Below are 16,415 nucleotides of genomic sequence, written 5' to 3' on the forward strand. Positions count from 1 at the left end.
GCCACGGCCCACCCACCAGCTCCACTAGGAAGGGACCTCTCATGGAGGTTGTAGTACAAGATCTCGAACTCGCCTACGGCGACTTCGTCGCGATCAAGAGACTCGATCTGACCATTCCGGACGGCGAATCAGTGGTCCTGCTCGGCCAGTCCGGGTGCGGAAAGACGAGCACCATGCGGTGCATCGCCGGACTCGAATCACCTACCGGTGGAAGGATTTCCATCGGAGACCGCACCGTATTCGACGGCGCCAGCGGAAAAGTCGTCCCGGTGTTCAAACGCAACGTCGGGATGGTCTTCCAGTCGTACGCGGTCTGGCCCCACAAGACGGTCCTCGAAAACGTCTCGTTCCCGCTGAAGATGAAGGGCATCGCCCGGGCAGACCGCCGCCGCCAAGCCCTCGAGGTCCTCGAGATCGTCGGCCTGGCGCACCTCGCCGAACGCGGAGCCAGCATGCTTTCGGGCGGACAGATGCAACGAGTCGCGCTGGCGCGCTCGATGGCAATGTCGCCCAGCGTGCTCCTGCTCGACGAACCCCTGTCCAACCTCGATGCACGTCTTCGCGACGACCTCCGCGTCGAACTGCGCCGCATCCAAACCGAACGCGGCCTGACCAGCCTGTATGTCACACACGATCAGCAGGAGGCGCTCGCGCTGGCCGATCGGATCGCGATCATGCAGGAAGGCCGCATCACCCAACTCGGCACCCCCGAGCAGATCTACGGATCTCCCGTGAGCGCATCGATCGCCGGCTTCCTCGGCGTGACCAACATCTTCCCCATTGCCCCCTCGTCAACACCTCGCTCACTGGAGCTGACCGACCACGACATCACCCTGCGAAGCACCTACCCGGTTCCCCGCACTGCTGCCAGCGTGTGCATCCGGCCCGAGGACATCACGGTGACGCTCGAACAACCGACCGACCGGGTGGGTCACGACGCCGACACCAACTACCTCAGCGGCACCGTCGAAGTTGCGGTGTTCCAGGGCGCATCCATCCGCTGCAAGGTGCGCACCGACAGCGGCCTGCCACTCGACGCCATCTGCGCACCGCCCGCCGTCGGGACCTTCGCACCCGGCGCCCGTGTGTCCATCTCCATCGACTCGGACCGGGTGAAGGTCCTCCCGAACGAGGCACCGGTCAGCGACATCCCGCAGGCGGTGGCGGCATGAGTTCGACCAGCGTGCTCGAGCCTGCACCACCGATGACACCCCGGCCGCCGGCACCCACGCGGCGACGCGCCCGTCGCATCGGCCGGCGAGGAAAGGTGGCAAGCCTGCCGCTCCTCGCGGTGGTCGCCTTCCTGGTGCTGGTCCCCGCCGGGTTCGTCCTCCTCGCGGCATTCAGCAAAGAGGTACCGAGACCAGGCAGCATCGGCCTCGATCTGACCCTGCAGAACATCCGGGTTCTCACCGAAGCGGGCGTTCTCGGCGCCACGCTGAACTCACTCATCATTGCGTTCTCGGCAACTCTGCTGGCCTTGACGATCGGTGGATTCCTGGCCTTCGTGACCGCGCGGACCAATGTCCCCTGCAAGGGATTCATCTTTCTGATCGGTCTCATGCCGCTGTTTCTGCCGTCCTACGTCGGCGCGCTGGCCTGGTCGCTGCTCGGCAGCCCCGGCGCCGGCCTGATCAACGTCGCCTTCCGCGATCTCGGTATGGGCAGCCCGGTCAACGTGTACACCATCGGCGGCGTCGTCATGGTGATGGCGATGTACTACGCGCCCTACGCGTTCCTGCTGATGCACAGCTCGATGTCCCTGATGAATCCCGACCTCGAAGACGCCTCCAGCGTCCACGGCGGATCCACCTGGCACACCATCAGATCGGTCACCACACCCCTTGCCCTGCCTGCCATTCTGGGATCGGGCCTGCTGATGTTCATCCTCATCCTGGAGAACTTTCCGGTCGCGCAGGTCCTGGCCACCCCCGGACAGATCGACACCCTGCCGACGTTCATCTACCGACTGATGAACACCTCACCCTCACGCGGCAACGAAGCCTCCGTGATTGCCATCGTGCTGGTGGCCGCGGTCGTCACCATCACGATGGTGCAGCGGCGCATCCTGGCCAAGCGCTCCTACACGACCATCTCGGGCAAGGGCGTCAAGGCCCGCACCCTGCCGCTGGGACGATTCAAGGCACCCGTCGTCGCTGTGGCCCTGGTGTACTTCCTGCTCGCGATCGTGTTGCCGCTGCTTGCCCTGTTCCTCTCGGCGATCCGCAGCTCCCCGTACATGCAGTCCTTCGCCAGCCTGACCGAGCCCGGCGCCCTCGACATCACCTCCTTCGCGCACGTGTTCACCTCCGAGGTGTTCACCACCGCGGCGACCAACAGCGTGATCGTCTCCCTGCTCGCCGCGCTCGGCGGCACCATCCTCGCGTTCCTGGTCGGCTACACCGTCTACCGCACCAGCTCCTACGCACGCGGCCTCCTCGAGGCGCTGTCGATGGTGCCCCTGGCAATCCCCGCGATCGTGCTCGGTATCGGGTTGCTGTGGACCTGGCTCGTCATGCCCATCCCGGTCTACGGCACCCTGTGGGTGCTGATCATCGGCTTCGTCGCGGTGCAGATGCCCCAAGGCTTCCGCGGCATCGCCGCCGCCATCCAGGCCACCGACCGCGACCTCGAGGACAGCGCCGTGCTCCTCGGCGCCCGCCGCACCCGCGCCATCGGCTATGTCACCATCCCCCTGCTGCGCGTCGCGGTGTCCTCGACCTTCCTGATCCTGCTCATGCTGAGCATGCGCGAGCTGACCGTGCCGCTGTTCCTCTACACCACCGACACCCGCATCCTCTCGATCGCCATCTACGACCAGTTCGAGAACGGCGGCGCACTGCAGGAAGCGTCGGCGATGGCCCTGATCTACTGCGCCATCATGTTCCTCCTCAGCTACCTGCCCCGCCGATTCGGCGCCAAGAACGGAGCCGGCGGTGCCTGAGCGAACCCCCTCGAACACCGAAAGGAACACCATGCGCAGCACCACACGCCCCGGTGTGCGCCGGTGGCTCACCGCGGCCGCCCTGGCCGCCGCGACCGTCCTGACCGTCACCAGCTGCGGCTCACCCGACGGCGGAAAAGACGACCAGGCGCGCGAACTCCTCCCGCCGTCCGCCGTCGACACCTCCGACGGCCTGCGCATCGACGGCGAACTCGTCGCCGACAAGCAGCTCTACGACGCCGCCAAGAACGACACTGTCATCTTGTACTCGGGTACCGGCAAGGAAGCCGAGGACCTCACCGCGGCCCGCTTCATGCAGGAAACCGGCATCAAGATCGAACTGACCCGCCTGCCCACCAATAAGCTGGCCGAGCGCGCGCTCTCCGAACACGGAGCCGGCCAGCTGCCCGCCGAGATCATCCGCATCACCGACCCCCGGGTCGCCCGCGAGTTCGAGAAGCAGAACGTGTTCGTGCCCTACCAGACCCCGTTCCACGACCTGCTGGTCCAGCAGAACACCGGTGTCCGCGACACCTTCGTGAACTGCTACTACTTCGTCAACGCGATGGGCTACAACTCCGCGATGATCGAGGACGACCAGCCCACCAAGTGGGAGGACCTGACCGATCCGCGCTATTCCGGCAAGCTCGGCGTTGTGTCGGTGACCACCGGCGGCACCTTGAACGCCCTCGCGCACTTCCAGATCGAGACCCTCGGCGAAGACTTCCTGAAGGCGCAGGGCGCGCAGAACCCCCGCATCTTCGACTCCACCTCCACCGAAGTCGACGCCCTCGCCCGCGGCGAGATCGCAATCGGTTCACTGAGTTTCAACAACGCCTTCGCCGCCCAGCTCGCGGGCGCCCCGATCAAGCTGGTCATCCCGGACAAGGGTGTCTCCGGATCGGAGAACCTGATGGGAATGACCGCCAAAGGTGTGCAAAGCCCGGCCGCGAAGGTCTTCATGAACTGGACCATGTCGAAATCGGGCCAGAGCTTCGCCGCCGCACAGGGATTCGTCCCGGCCCGCACCGACATCGGGCCGGTCAAGGCCGGTGAATACCAGCTGCCGCAGGCGAACTCGCCGCAGTTTCACCTCTTCACCGAGGAGCAGTTCGCGCAGTATGCGGTCCGTGACGAAGAGATGTGGAAGAAAGCCTTCAACTACATGGGCTGACAAGACAGTCCGCACGATTTTTCCGCCGTTATCCCTACCCACTATCTCTATAGAGTATTGACTTAGGAGTGATCATGACCGCCGTACTGACCGAACGTGAGGCCCTGCTCGACTCGGTGCGTTCGTTCGCCCAGCGACATCTCGCCGACGGGGCGCTCGCACGCGCCCACGACCCGAACTACTCCTGGGACATCGCCCAGCTCCTCGGCGCCCAGGGCCTGCTCGGGCTGACCATTTCTGCCGAGGACGGCGGCCAGGGTGCCGGACTGGCCGATGCGGTCGCCGTCATCCAGGAAGTGGCGATGGTCTGCCCGAAGAGCGCAGACATTCTGCAGGCCGGCAACTTCGGTGCCATCCGCACCTTCGCCGAGTTCGGAACACCGGAGCAGAAGGCCAAGTACCTGTCCGATCTGATCGCGGGCCGGACCCTCATCGGTCTCGGGATGAGTGAGCCCGAGGCCGGGTCGGCGGCGACGGAGTTGACCACCAGCGCCACCGAGGACGGCGACGGGTACCGGATCAACGGCACCAAGATCTGGGGGACTCACAGCGTCGATGCCACCTTGTTCCTGGTCTACGTCCGATTCGGACCCGGGACCGGCAACATCGGCTCCATCCTCGTCGAACGCGGCGCGAAGGGGCTGACCCTCGGAACCCCGTCGACGTACATGAGCGGTGAGCAGTGGGCACAGCTGTACTTCGACGACTGCTGGGTGCCGAAGGGGAACGTCCTGCTCGGGCCGGGCGGATTCAAGAAGCAGATGAGCGGATTCAACGTCGAGCGCATCGGCAACGCCTCCCGCGCTCTCGCTCTCGGCCGTCTCGCGTTCAACCTCGCCCGCGACCATGTCAGCGAACGCACCCAGTTCGGCCGCACCCTCAACGAATTCCAGGGTTTGCAGTGGAAGTTCGCCGAGGTCGCGGTCGCTCTCGACTCGGCCGAGTTGCTCCTCGATCGGGCCGTGCGGAACGCCGCCGCCGGGCTGCCGTCCGCCTATGAGACCTCGGTGGCGAAGCTGGCCGCCAATGAAGCCGGTTTCAAGGCCGCCAACGAGGCCATGCAGGCCATGGGCGCACTCGGTTACAGCACCGAATCCCTGGTCGAATACTGCATGCGCCGGACCCGCGGCTGGATGATCGCCGGCGGCTCCATAGAGATCCTGAAGAACCGGATCGCCGAGGAGATCTTCGGCCGCCGCTTCAGCCAGCGTCGATGACCGGAAGGACACGCTCCATGACACAGCAGGTGTCCCCACTTTCCCTCGGCACCATCCCGGTCACCTACACCGTCGAAGACCGGGTGGGGGTTCTGACCATCGACAACCCCCCGGTCAACGCCAGCAGCGCCGCGGTACGCGCGGGCCTGATGTCCGGACTCGAGGTGGCCGAAGCCGACGACGAGGTCGACGCGATCGTCCTGATCGGGGCGAGCGCCAACTTCGTCTCCGGATCCGACCTGCGCGAGTTCAGCGGCCCGGTCCCCGAACCGCAACTGCCGTCCGTCATCGCCGCCATCGAGGCCAGTGCCAAACCGGTCGTCGCGGCGCTGTCAGGCGCCACACTCGGGGGCGGCTTCGAACTCGCGCTCGGATGCGACGGCCGGATCGCACTTGCCGGTGGGGTGGTCGGGCTCCCCGAGATCACGCTGGGCATGATCCCAGGCGCCGGCGGCACCCAGCGGCCACTGCGCCTGGTCGGGCCGGCCCGCACACTCGAACTGGTCACCTCGGGGGAGCGGCTGCCCGTGGAGCAGGCTCACCGCGAAGGACTGATCGACGAGGTGGTCACGGGCTCCCTTCGCGCACAGGCGATTCGCTTCGCCCGTGCGCTGCGAGGCAAACGCATCCTGCGGAATCTGCCCGTTCGCGGTGCCGATCCCGGTGAGGTCGAGCAGGTGGCAACCACGGCGCTCCGCAGAGCGGCCCGGCCGCAAACCGTCGCCGCCGTCGGCGCGATCCTCATGGGTGGCTCCGCGCCGGCGGACCGGGCCTTTCAACATGAGCGCGCGGAGTTCAACAGGCTGCGGAACGGCACCGAATCGTCTGCGCTGCGGCACCTGTTCTTCGCCCGCCGGGCCGCCCTGAAAGCCAACCGGCCCGCTCTGCCGCGAGAACTGAAGTCGGTCGGCGTCGTCGGCGCCGGGACGATGGGTGCGGGCATCGCCCGCGCCTTCGTCGAGGCCGGTGTCCCGGTGGTCCTCGTCGATCAGCAGCGCCAGGCGGCCGCTGCGGCGGCCGAACGGCTGCAGCGCACCTATCAGGGCATGGTCACTCGCGGTCGACTCACCGAATCCGATGCTCAGCACCATCTTTCCCTGCTGACTGCCGGGACAACGATCCGCGACCTCGAGGAAACCGACCTGGTGGTCGAGGCCGTCTACGAGGACCTGGAGGTCAAGCAAACGGTCCTGCGCCAGCTCGAGACCGTCCTGCGCCCGCACGTGCCGCTGGCGACCAACACCTCGTACCTCGACGTCAACGAGATCGCCGCTGCGGTTGCCCGACCCACCCGGGTGCTGGGGATGCACTTCTTCAGCCCCGCCCACCGGGCCGCCGTGCTCGAAATCGTTCGCGGCGAGAAGACCTCGACAGAAGCACTGGATGTGGCACTGACCGCCGCGAAGGTACTGGAGAAGATGCCGATCCTCGCCGGTGTCTGCGACGGGTTCATCGGCAACCGGATCTACAACGCCTACCGCCGACAGTGCGAACTCATGCTGGAAGAGGGCGCACTCCCACAGCAGGTCGACGCGGCTCTCACCGAATTCGGTTTCGCCATGGGACCCCTCGCGGTCTCGGACATGTCGGGTCTCGACATCGCCTGGCGGATGCGCAAGAGCAAAGCGGGTGCCCGCGACCCTCGGGAACGGTACCCGGACGTCGCCGACGCGCTGTGTGAACTGGGCCGATTCGGGCAGAAAACCGGGGACGGCTGGTATCACTACGAGCCAGGATCGCGCACCCCACACCCGGACAGCACGGTCGAGGCCCTCATCGAGCAGTCCTCGCAACGCAAGGCCATCACACGAGCGGCGTTCACCTCTCAGGGCATCGTCACTCGCGCGTTGGTCACGATGGCGAACGAGGCGGCACTGCTGCTCGTGGACAAGATCGCCGACCGGCCCTCGGACATCGACCTGATGCTCACCCTCGGATACGGATTCCCCACCCACGAGGGCGGGATCACCCACTGGGTCGGGCGGCAGGATCGCCGCTTCCTCGAACACGAACTCGACGCCCTGGCAGCCCGCACCGGGCACGGCTTCACCAAGGGAGAGCTCGACCTGCTGCGTTCCTGAGAACGACGAGTCGCCCGGTGAGCGGCCACCACCGTCCGAGACCGGTGCCGTCCGGGGGGATGCCCGACGATCCACACCATGTCCCCGACCTGCCCGCCGTCCAGCACCCGGTTGGGCAGCGCAGCTGCGTCGACGACGGTGAGCTCGTCGAGCACACGGTAGGCATTGGTGCCGTCGAAGATGGCCGGTGGTGTGCCGGCCAGAAACGGCCGATACGAGTCCACCGCTGTGCTCAGCGGCGGCCCCACGGTCGCGATGCCGTGCAGGTCGACCCGAACCAGACGGGTCACGCCCAGGGTGCCGGTGCTGGGGTCACGCTGGCGGAACAGCAGCAGAAACCCGTCGTCGATGGTGTTCATCGACTCGATGTCGCCCCACCCGCTGGCACTGCTCGATACCGCATCCTGATCCGGTCGGATCAGCAACAGCTCGGCCGCATTACGGCTCGGCACCGCCACGGGCGAGCAGGACCTCGCCGTGGGTGGCGCCGTCGCGGATCGGCGAATCGCTGACCTTGGCCGCGGTGCCGTCCAGGTTGCAGTGGTAGATCCCGTCCCAGCCACCGACCCAGCACCCTCCCGCATGCGCCCACACGCGCCGGGTCCGGACTGCCGGAGGGTTGTCGAAAATCTGCCCGGAAAGTGTGTACTCGGTGACGTGGCGGTGGGAGTCGAGACGGACGACCAGGGGGCAGCTCGCGGTCGACCAGCCACAGGTCGGTGCCGTGTGCGACACGGCGCCGGGGACCACACTGGGGCGCAGCGGTGGCGGTGGGACGTCGGTCAGGTCCAGCACGCCCACCTCGCAATTGCCGTCTCGGTGGTTCGGGTGACACCGGCGAAGAAACGCGGTGCGGTGGTGACCTCGCGGTAGTGGCGGGTCCCGGGCATCTGCTTCCACGGGGAGTGCGGGATATCGGGGTCTCGGTGGTATCGGTCGGCGGCCACCTGGACGCGGATGATCCGACCGCGGATCCGTCCGGTGGTGGCGTACGCGAGGTCACCGATCAGTCGCCCCGTGACTTCGACCTGACCGAGTACCGGACGGCGGGTGTACCAGGTGGCCGTCCAGCCGGCACCACGCAACAGCACAGCCCAATCCCACCACTGCTCACCGGTTCCGGGTTGCTGGCGTGTGGGTTTGCCCGAGTGCAGAGGTTCGCCCGAGGCGCGGAGCGTGACGATCGACGGATCGGCCGGATCGGTGGGGAACTCTTGGAACAGCAGCGGAAACTCGCCGATCACCCCGACTTCCGGTGGTGGTGTCTCGCCGTCCTCGATCGACGAATCCGTCACCAGCACCGGCAGGTGCGTTGGTGGACGCCACTTCTCGTGCTGATCGGTCACTCTGTCAGCTTGCACGAGGTACTGCTGTCCTCACCGACTTTCCGAGGATGGAGCGTCGAGATGAGCCAAACGCACCGATCGTCGGCAACGAGGTGCCGGTCAAGGATCGCTCTTCGACCCGCGTGAGCGTACTGGTCCGAGTCGCCCTACCTGGGCATACCCACGCGCCGGCGGTGGCCGGAGCCCTTGTCCCAGGTTCCGCTTCCCGAGGTGACGGCGGTTGCACACCGATCTGGTCCGCCGCACCGCCGAGGTCGACCGCACCGCGGCAACCGCTCTGGCCCCCTATCCGCTGTGGTGCGTCTTCGCGACGGTTCTGTCCGCCAGCATCTGGCACCGCAATCGGAGCCGCTGATCGGGTTTTCCGCAGTTGCACAGGGCGCACAGGCTCCGCGATAGAGCCTGGAAATCAGTGATGACGCAGCTCGTCGATCAGCTCACCCTTGCGCTTGGACGAGTACCCCGACATCCCCAGCTCTTTGGCCCTCTTCTTCAGCTCGTCAACCGTCCAGTCCTCGTATGATCCGGACTTGCCTCCCTTACGGCCGACGGTAGAGCGTCCCTTCTTCGCGGACGCGTTGGCGATCCGGGCCGCTTTCTGTTTCGATGCACCGTCGTCCCGTAATTCCTCGTATTGCTTCTCGTCTTTGATCGACGACCTGGCCATGAGTCGACTCCTCCCGTGCAACGTCTGACGTCCGGCGAGTACCCGCATTCGGTGGAGATACGCCCGCGGCGAACACATCAGGGTGTCTGCAACCAGCCCGGCGCGAACGAACAGGGAGGCACCTCGGTCAGCCCCGTCTTATTCCGATGGCCCCCACCCGCCAGGTGAGACACGGACATGAGACGGAATCGGGCGGCTCCTGCCGCACTAGTCATTCCGTGGCCAGGACCGGGTCGGCAAGCGCGCCGCAACCTCGGCCGCGGACTTCCGAACGGGCGATTCGCCACGCCATGTGACGACGGGAGTGCGGTCGATCTACTCTTTGTGTTCGAACCCGTGCCGCACCACCTCTATCCCGTCGGAGGTGGATTTCCCCGACTGGCAAAGAACTGGGTTCAATCATGGCCGTTCTTGTTCCGGCTGCGTTGAGCTACAGGAGTCCTGCGATGGACATCAGCGGTTGATCATCGATGTCTGCGTTGGCGGGCCCGGCACCAAGGCCTCCGCAGTCCGCTGGACGCCGCGGCGTCTCGGCTCGTCGAGACTCTGTTGGGGATTGGCGATGGAGACTGGAAGACCCGTCGGTAATTCAGGCTACCGCGCGAGTCGCCGCATCGAGACAGGTCGGGGGTGGAAATTCCTGTTCAGCGGCATCGGGTGTGATCGCGGTCGCGTTCTCAGCGGCTCCTCAGCTACCGGCGCCGATACTGCGGCCGTGAGAGATGCAGGACAAGTCCCGGTCCATACGAACCTGGTCGGGCGGGCCCACGACGCGGTTGCCGAACTACAACAGAACGGTGCCGCGACGCTCGTCCTGGCCGTCCTGGTCGGGGGTCTGGCGATGTTCCTCGGAGCGTCGATGTGGCGGAGTTGGTCAGGTGAGCGGCGTGCGACCGGATCTGCGCTGGTCGGTCTGCAATGTGCCGGATTGGCGGCGGCGCTGATCGCGCTGGCCTACCAGGTCAGAGTAGGGGCCTGGTTGATTATTGCAGACCCGGCGGTCCTGGGCTGGTTCGCCGAGCACAGGTCGAACTCGGTGACCGGCCCGGCTATCGCGGTCACCGATGCCGGCGGACCGGCGGGCACCATTGTCCTCGCGGTCGTGTTCGGGGCGGTGCTGGCCCGCCGGACCCGCTCACCGATCCCCGCGCTGGTCCTCATCGGGACCGTCGGCGGCGCGGCCCTGGCCTCCACCATGACGAAATACGTTGTCGGGCGGACTCGCCCACCGATCGTGACGCAGGTGCTGCTCGAGACGGACTACTCCTTCCCGTCCGGTCATGCGACCGGGGCGATGGCGTTGTTCACCACGGTCGCCGTCATGGTCGGGTACACACTGCCGCGGATCCGTCGAGCCCTGCTGCTGATTGTGGCCGCGGCGGTGACGGTCGTGGTCTCTGCAACCCGCCTGTACCTCGGCGAGCACTGGCTCACCGACGTGATCGGCGGCGTGCTCCTCGGCGGCCTCGCCGCGGTGATCGGCGGTGCGCTCTACACGGCCTGGATGGACCGCACCCGCACCCACGGCTGGCAGTCGACGACCCCGAATGAGAACGCCGCGCACCCTGACCACACCAACAAGACGACGGCGGGACGCGCAGGATGAATGTGGCACTGGGGTTCGCGTTGCCGGACGTGGCCAGAACCTGGCGAGCTCATACCCGGCGGTCTGCGCCCATGTGCGGTGGACGCACTTTCAGCGTTCTTTCAGCTTGCATGTGTGACGATCTGGCAAAGTGACATCAACAACCGAACAGCGACAGCGGTTTCGTCCCGCGCGCCATGCACGACATTGCTTCGGCATGGTGATCCGAGCTGTGAGCGCTGAACGCGCACTGCGATCAGAGTTGGATCGCTGCGCTGACGGGAGGCTGGGAGGAAGGGGGGGCGTTGGTGATCTTTCGTTTTCCGGGTGTGTATCGGCCTCAGCATGATTCGCGGCTTCTTGTGGATTCGCTCGGCGACGAGCAGGTGGACGCGGGTACGCGGATTCTGGATTTGTGTGCGGGTGCTGGGGTGGTCAGCGTGTGGGCGACTCGGTCCGGTGCGCGCAGCGTGACCGCGGTCGACGTTTCGCGTCGGGCGTTGGTCAGTACCTGGCTCAATGCGGCGGTTCGCGGGCACAGTGTGCGGGTTGTTCGCGGTGATCTGGTGTCGCGAGTACGTCACCGGCGGTTCGACTTGATCGTAGCGAACCCACCTTATGTTCCTGCCGAGCACGATGGGCTGCCGGCGAGGGGTCGTGCGCGGTGTTGGGACGCCGGGCACGAGGGGCGGGCGTTGTTGGACCGTATTTGCGGCGATGCCCCGGATCTCCTTGACGAGGGGGGCCGGTTGATTCTCGTGCAATCGACGCTGAGCGGCACGGAGAAGACGCGAGTGATGCTGGGGGAAAGCGGCTTACACGTTGAGGAAGCACGCCGTGTCCGCGTCCCGTTCGGTCCGGTGCTGCAAGCACGGCGGGATCTTCTCGTTGATCGCGGTTTGATCGGGCCACAGCAGTGCACCGAGGAGCTTGTCGTGTTCCGGGCGGTCAAATGAGCACCCAGCTGACGCATTCCAAGTCGTCCGGCCGGTTGGTGCCACTGACCGCGGCGCAGCAGGCGATCTGGCTTGCGCAGCAGCTGACCCCCGAGGTGCCCTACGTCATCGCCCAGTACGTGGATCTGAGCGGGCCCATTGAGGTGGAGAAGCTGTGCGAGGCGCACACGCGGGCGATGGACGAACTGGGCGCGGAGGTCGTGCTGGTCGACGTCGACGGACACCCGTATCAACGTGAGAGGATTCGATCGGCAGGTCAAGTCCTGGTTTTGGACTTCCGCGCCGAACGCGACCCGGCCGAGTTCGCGCGGGAGTGGATGCGACGTGACTGCACGGTCCCACTCGCGATGGGCGATGACTCGCTGGTCTTCTCGCGTGTTCTGCGGGTCGGTGACGATCGTGTGTTCTGGTATGCGCGTGCCCACCACCTCGCATTGGATGGATATGCGGCGATGCTGCTGATGCAACGGACCGCGCAGTGGTACGTCGCGGCTCTCGGCGGCGGCGAGCCGGGTCCGCACCGGGTGGTGGGGCCCGAGCAGTTGAGCCGAGCGGATCGGGACTATCGATCGTCGGGGCGGTTCGATGCCGATCGTGAGTACTGGGCCGGGCTCGCCCCTGATCTGCCACCGGTGGTCAGTCTTGCCGGGCGGAGCGCTGCGCCTCGGCCGGCTGTCCGGGTCACCGGCGACCCCATGGCGGTGTCTTCCATGCCGATGCCGGGCGGCCGGTCCGTCCTCGATCGCACCGCTGTCCTCGTGGCGGCGTTCGCCGTCTATTTGGCACGGATGACTGACGTCGACGACGTCATGGTGTCTCTTCCGGTGACGGCCCGCACCACCGGATCGTTGCGGGCGGCGGCGGGCTCGGTCTCGAATGTGGTGCCCTTGGCACTGCCGGGGATCGGGGCCACGACCGTCGAGGAAGCGATCGGAATCGCCCGGGCGGCACTGATCGCGGCGTTGCGCCACCAGCGGTATCGGCGTGAAGACATCGGTCGTGAGCGCGGCACGGCCACTGGTGAGCTCGCCTCGTTCGGCCCCGTGCTGAATTTGATGCTGTTCGAACCGGACATCAGCCTCGGTGCGGTCACCGGTCGCGTGCACGTTCTCACGACCGGTCCGACCGCGGATCTGGCGGTGAACATCTACCCGGGCTCCACGGATCTGATGCCGCGGATCGACTTCGAAGCCAACCCCGCCCTCTACGGCGAGAGGGAACTGAGCAGCCACCACCGCCGGTTTACCCATTTCCTGCAGACATTCGTGACCGTCATCGGAGAGGACTGCGCCGTCGCCGACCTGGAGTTGTTTCTGCCCGGGGAACGCGAGGTCCTGACACCGGCGCGCGGCCCGGCCGATGTCGAACCGGCAACCCTCACACAGTTACTCGCCGCCGCTACCGGTGCATCCGGTGAGCGAATCGCGGTCCGCGACCGCGGACGATCCTTCTCCTACCGGGATCTCGACCGTCATTCGACCGCGTTGGCCGGCAGGCTGCTGGGCGCCGGCATCGGTCCGGAAGATCTCGTGGCGGTTGCCGTACCCCGTTCTTACGAATCGGTGGTCGCCGTGTGGGCGGTCGCCGCCGCTGGCGGAGCCTATGTCCCCGTCGACCCGACGTATCCGCGTGCACGCATCCAGTACATGCTCGACGACTGCACACCTGTTGTCGGCCTGACCTCCTCCGACACTCGGGGCCAGCTGCCGGCAATAGTGCGATGGCTCACCGTCGACCTCGATACGCTCGACGTGCCGCCACCGCGCCCGGTGCGCCCGGTGCGTCGGGAAAATGCCGCGTATGTGATCTACACGTCCGGGTCGACCGGCGCACCCAAGGGTGTTGTCGTCACCCACGACGGCCTGGCCAATCTCGCGCAGGAGATCCGCGACAACTACGCGCTCTCCGCCACCTCACGGGTCCTGCATTTCGCTTCCCCGAGCTTCGACACGGCTCTGGTCGAAGTCCTCGCCGCCGCCCTGGCCGGCGCCACCTTGGTGGTGACCCCACCGGATGTGGTTGGCGGCCAGGAACTGGCCGATCTCCTGCGCGACGAACACGTCACCCATGTGCTGTCGACTCCGTCGGCGCTGGCGACGGTGAATCCTGACGGCCTCGACGACGTGGAACTCGTCCTGGTCGGCGGTGAGGCGTGCCCACCGGAACTGGTGACGCGCTGGGCGCACCACCGGACGATGCGCAATGCTTACGGCCCGACCGAAACCACGTGCAGTGTCACACTCAGCTCCCCGATGGCCCCGGATCGGCCGGTGACGATCGGTGCACTGATGCGCGGCGTCGACGCGGTGGTGCTGGACCGGCGCCTGCGGCCGCTTCCCTCCGGCGCGGTCGGCGAACTGTATCTCGGCACCCCCGGGTTGGCCCGCGGTTACGCGCACCGAGGGGGGATGACCGCCGGCCGGTTCGTCGCCAATCCGTTCGGCAAACCCGGCTCGCGCCTGTTCCGCACGGGCGACCTGGTCCGATGGACACCCGAGGCGACACTCGAGTACGTTGGCCGCAGCGACGACCAGGTCAAAGTCCGCGGGTTCCGGATCGAACTCAGCGAGATCGACACCGCCCTGCGTGGCCACCCGGATGTGGAGTTCGCGACGACCGTGGTCCATAACAGGGCGGGGGATGCGCTGCTGGTGTCGTATGTGCTGTTGCGGACGTCGTCGGAGGTGACTCCGGCGATGCTGCGGGCAGCGGTAGCCCAGCTGCTGCCGGACTACATGGTGCCCGTGGTGATCACCGTCTTGGACGACGTTCCGCTGACGCCGACGAAGAAGCTCGACCGGGCTGCCCTGCCGGCCCCCGAGTTCGGCTCCGTCGTTCCCGCGGCGCGGCCGCCGCGCACACCCGATGAACACGCGGTGGCTGGCGTGCTCACCCGGGTACTGTGCACCGACGTCGTGGACGCGGAATCGTCCTTCTTCGACCTCGGTGGGGATTCGCTCTCCGCCACCCGGGTGATCGCGGCACTCAACGCCGATTTCGGCGCCCAGTTGGGGGTGCGCGATCTGTTCGAGTTCCCCACCGTCGCCGCCCTCGCCCAGCTTCTCGCCGAGGAACACCCGGAGTCCGGTGAACTCTCCTCGCTGCGCGCGTTCGCAACACAACCGCTGCCCCAAAGGGTCCCACTGGCCCCAGCGCAGCAATTCCTCGACCGCACCGCCACCCGCCCAGCCCTGTACAACCTCCCGTTCACCGTCACGATCCGCGGTGTCCTCGACATCGAGGCGCTGCGCGATGCCACCACCGACGTGCTCGACCGGCATCACCCCCTGCGCACGGTGTATCCCGATTCGGCGGACGGCCCCTGCCAGCGGTTCCTCGAGGTCACCGACGCCGTCCCCGACCTCACCCCGGTACACGTCACCGCATCCGAACTTGCGCAACACATCCGTTGGCTGCTGCACCGTGGCTTCGACGTTCGTACCGAACCGCCGTTGCGGGCCACACTGTTCGCCAGCGGGCCCGAGGAGCACCTGCTCGCGTGCGTGATCCACCACATCTCCGCGGACGGGTGGTCGCTGGCAGTCCTCGCCCGCGACCTGTTGACCGCGTATGCGTCCCGTGCTGCGGGCACCGCGCCGAGGTGGGCGCCGCTGCCGGCGCAGTACCCGCACTACAGTCTCTGGCGGCACGACCTTCTCGGCGACGACGCTGATCCCGGCAGCCTCACGGCTCGTCAGATCGAGTTCTGGAGAGCCGAACTGGCAGGGTTGCCCGGGGAACTGACGCTGCCGGCGGACCGACCCCGTCCACAACGGTGGACGTATGCGGCCGGCCGGCTGAGCTTTGCGATCGACGAACAAACGCACCGAGCACTGTTGCATGTCGCCCACGCGCGGCGGGCGACCATGTTCACCGTGCTGCATTCAGCGCTGGTACTGCTCCTCGCACGCCTGTCCTCCCAGCGCACGATCGCGATCGGCACACCGACAGCCGGCCGGACCCATCCCGACCTCGATGACGTCGTCGGCATGTTCGTCAACACTCTCGTTCTCGGCTCGACGGTCGACCCAGACACATCCCTTGCCGACCTTCTCGACCAGTCCCGCGACACCGAGCTGAATGCGTTCGCGCACGCCGACGTCCAATTCGAGCATCTCGTCGACGTGCTCGACCCGCCCCGATCACCGTCGCTGCACCCGTTCTTCCAGGTCGCGTTGTCCCTGAACAACTTCACCGCCGTCACCCTCGACTCCGACGGACTGGAGTTCGAGATCGCACCGCAACCGCTGGATATCGCCAAATGCGATCTGCACTTCCACTTCACCGACCACCACAATGCCGATGGTGACCCGGCCGGCATCGACTGTGAACTGGTGTATTCGGCCGATCTGTTCGACCGCGACACCGTCGCCGGATTCCTCCCCGTGCTGCGCGCCATCCTCGCCGAGGCCGTCGCATGAGGTTGGGCACCGCACCGACACCGG

General features: G+C 66.6%; 12 protein-coding genes. 9 read left to right on the forward strand and 3 right to left on the reverse strand.

The window, feature by feature from the left end; all coding sequences use genetic code 11:
- Nucleotides 1–41 precede the first annotated feature (41 nt).
- The 5 genes from HGB39_RS15410 (at nucleotide 42) to HGB39_RS15430 (ending at nucleotide 7,416) form a co-directional block, all read left to right on the forward strand.
- A complete protein-coding gene (locus HGB39_RS15410; protein ID WP_005568070.1) occupies nucleotides 42–1,172 on the forward strand; it encodes an ABC transporter ATP-binding protein in 1,131 nt (376 codons plus the stop codon).
- Nucleotides 1,169–2,944 (forward strand): ABC transporter permease, encoded by a 1,776-nt coding sequence (locus tag HGB39_RS15415; RefSeq protein WP_247607426.1) that lies wholly within the window; start codon nucleotides 1,169–1,171, stop codon nucleotides 2,942–2,944. The genes HGB39_RS15410 and HGB39_RS15415 overlap by 4 nt, the downstream gene beginning before the upstream one ends.
- A gap of 31 nt (nucleotides 2,945–2,975) precedes the next feature.
- Entirely contained in the window at nucleotides 2,976–4,118 is a 1,143-nt protein-coding gene (locus HGB39_RS15420) for an ABC transporter substrate-binding protein (RefSeq protein WP_005568072.1), read from the forward strand.
- A 74-nt stretch (nucleotides 4,119–4,192) separates the two neighbouring features.
- Entirely contained in the window at nucleotides 4,193–5,335 is a 1,143-nt protein-coding gene (locus tag HGB39_RS15425) for an acyl-CoA dehydrogenase family protein (protein ID WP_037202900.1), read from the forward strand.
- 17 nt (nucleotides 5,336–5,352) lie between these two features.
- Nucleotides 5,353–7,416, forward strand: a complete 2,064-nt coding sequence (locus HGB39_RS15430; protein ID WP_064080974.1) for a 3-hydroxyacyl-CoA dehydrogenase NAD-binding domain-containing protein — start codon at nucleotides 5,353–5,355, stop codon at nucleotides 7,414–7,416.
- A gap of 438 nt (nucleotides 7,417–7,854) precedes the next feature.
- Here HGB39_RS15430 and HGB39_RS38155 read toward each other — a convergent pair whose 3' ends face one another.
- Entirely contained in the window at nucleotides 7,855–8,211 is a 357-nt protein-coding gene (locus tag HGB39_RS38155; RefSeq protein WP_155756137.1) for a hypothetical protein, read from the reverse strand.
- A complete protein-coding gene (locus HGB39_RS38160; protein ID WP_052023996.1) occupies nucleotides 8,199–8,762 on the reverse strand; it encodes a hypothetical protein in 564 nt (187 codons plus the stop codon). The genes HGB39_RS38155 and HGB39_RS38160 overlap by 13 nt, the downstream gene beginning before the upstream one ends.
- A gap of 220 nt (nucleotides 8,763–8,982) precedes the next feature.
- Here HGB39_RS38160 and HGB39_RS15440 point away from each other — a divergent pair, with 220 nt between their 5' ends.
- The gene (locus HGB39_RS15440) at nucleotides 8,983–9,117 is read left to right on the forward strand and encodes a tryptophan-rich sensory protein (RefSeq protein ID WP_005568076.1); all 135 of its coding nucleotides are present in this window, start codon (nucleotides 8,983–8,985) and stop codon (nucleotides 9,115–9,117) included.
- Nucleotides 9,118–9,171: 54 nt separating this feature from the next.
- Here HGB39_RS15440 and HGB39_RS15445 read toward each other — a convergent pair whose 3' ends face one another.
- A complete protein-coding gene (locus HGB39_RS15445) occupies nucleotides 9,172–9,429 on the reverse strand; it encodes a DUF7218 family protein (RefSeq protein ID WP_005568077.1) in 258 nt (85 codons plus the stop codon).
- A gap of 715 nt (nucleotides 9,430–10,144) precedes the next feature.
- On the opposite strand from HGB39_RS15445, the gene HGB39_RS15450 reads away from it, so the two are divergent.
- The 3 genes from HGB39_RS15450 to HGB39_RS15460 all read left to right on the forward strand — a co-directional run bounded on the left by HGB39_RS15450 (nucleotide 10,145) and on the right by HGB39_RS15460 (nucleotide 16,391).
- Nucleotides 10,145–11,035, forward strand: a complete 891-nt coding sequence (locus HGB39_RS15450) for a phosphatase PAP2 family protein (protein ID WP_064080973.1) — start codon at nucleotides 10,145–10,147, stop codon at nucleotides 11,033–11,035.
- 287 nt (nucleotides 11,036–11,322) lie between these two features.
- Nucleotides 11,323–11,970 carry a HemK2/MTQ2 family protein methyltransferase gene (locus HGB39_RS15455; protein WP_043793328.1) on the forward strand — a complete coding sequence of 216 codons (648 nt, stop codon included), beginning with the start codon at nucleotides 11,323–11,325 and terminating at the stop codon, nucleotides 11,968–11,970.
- Nucleotides 11,967–16,391, forward strand: coding sequence for a non-ribosomal peptide synthetase (locus HGB39_RS15460; protein WP_005572619.1), 4,425 nt, complete (start codon nucleotides 11,967–11,969; stop codon nucleotides 16,389–16,391). Before HGB39_RS15455 ends, HGB39_RS15460 begins: the two co-directional genes overlap by 4 nt.
- Nucleotides 16,392–16,415 lie beyond the last annotated feature (24 nt).

Source organism: Rhodococcus opacus (genome assembly GCF_012396235.1).
Lineage (GTDB): Bacteria > Actinomycetota > Actinomycetes > Mycobacteriales > Mycobacteriaceae > Rhodococcus_F > Rhodococcus_F opacus.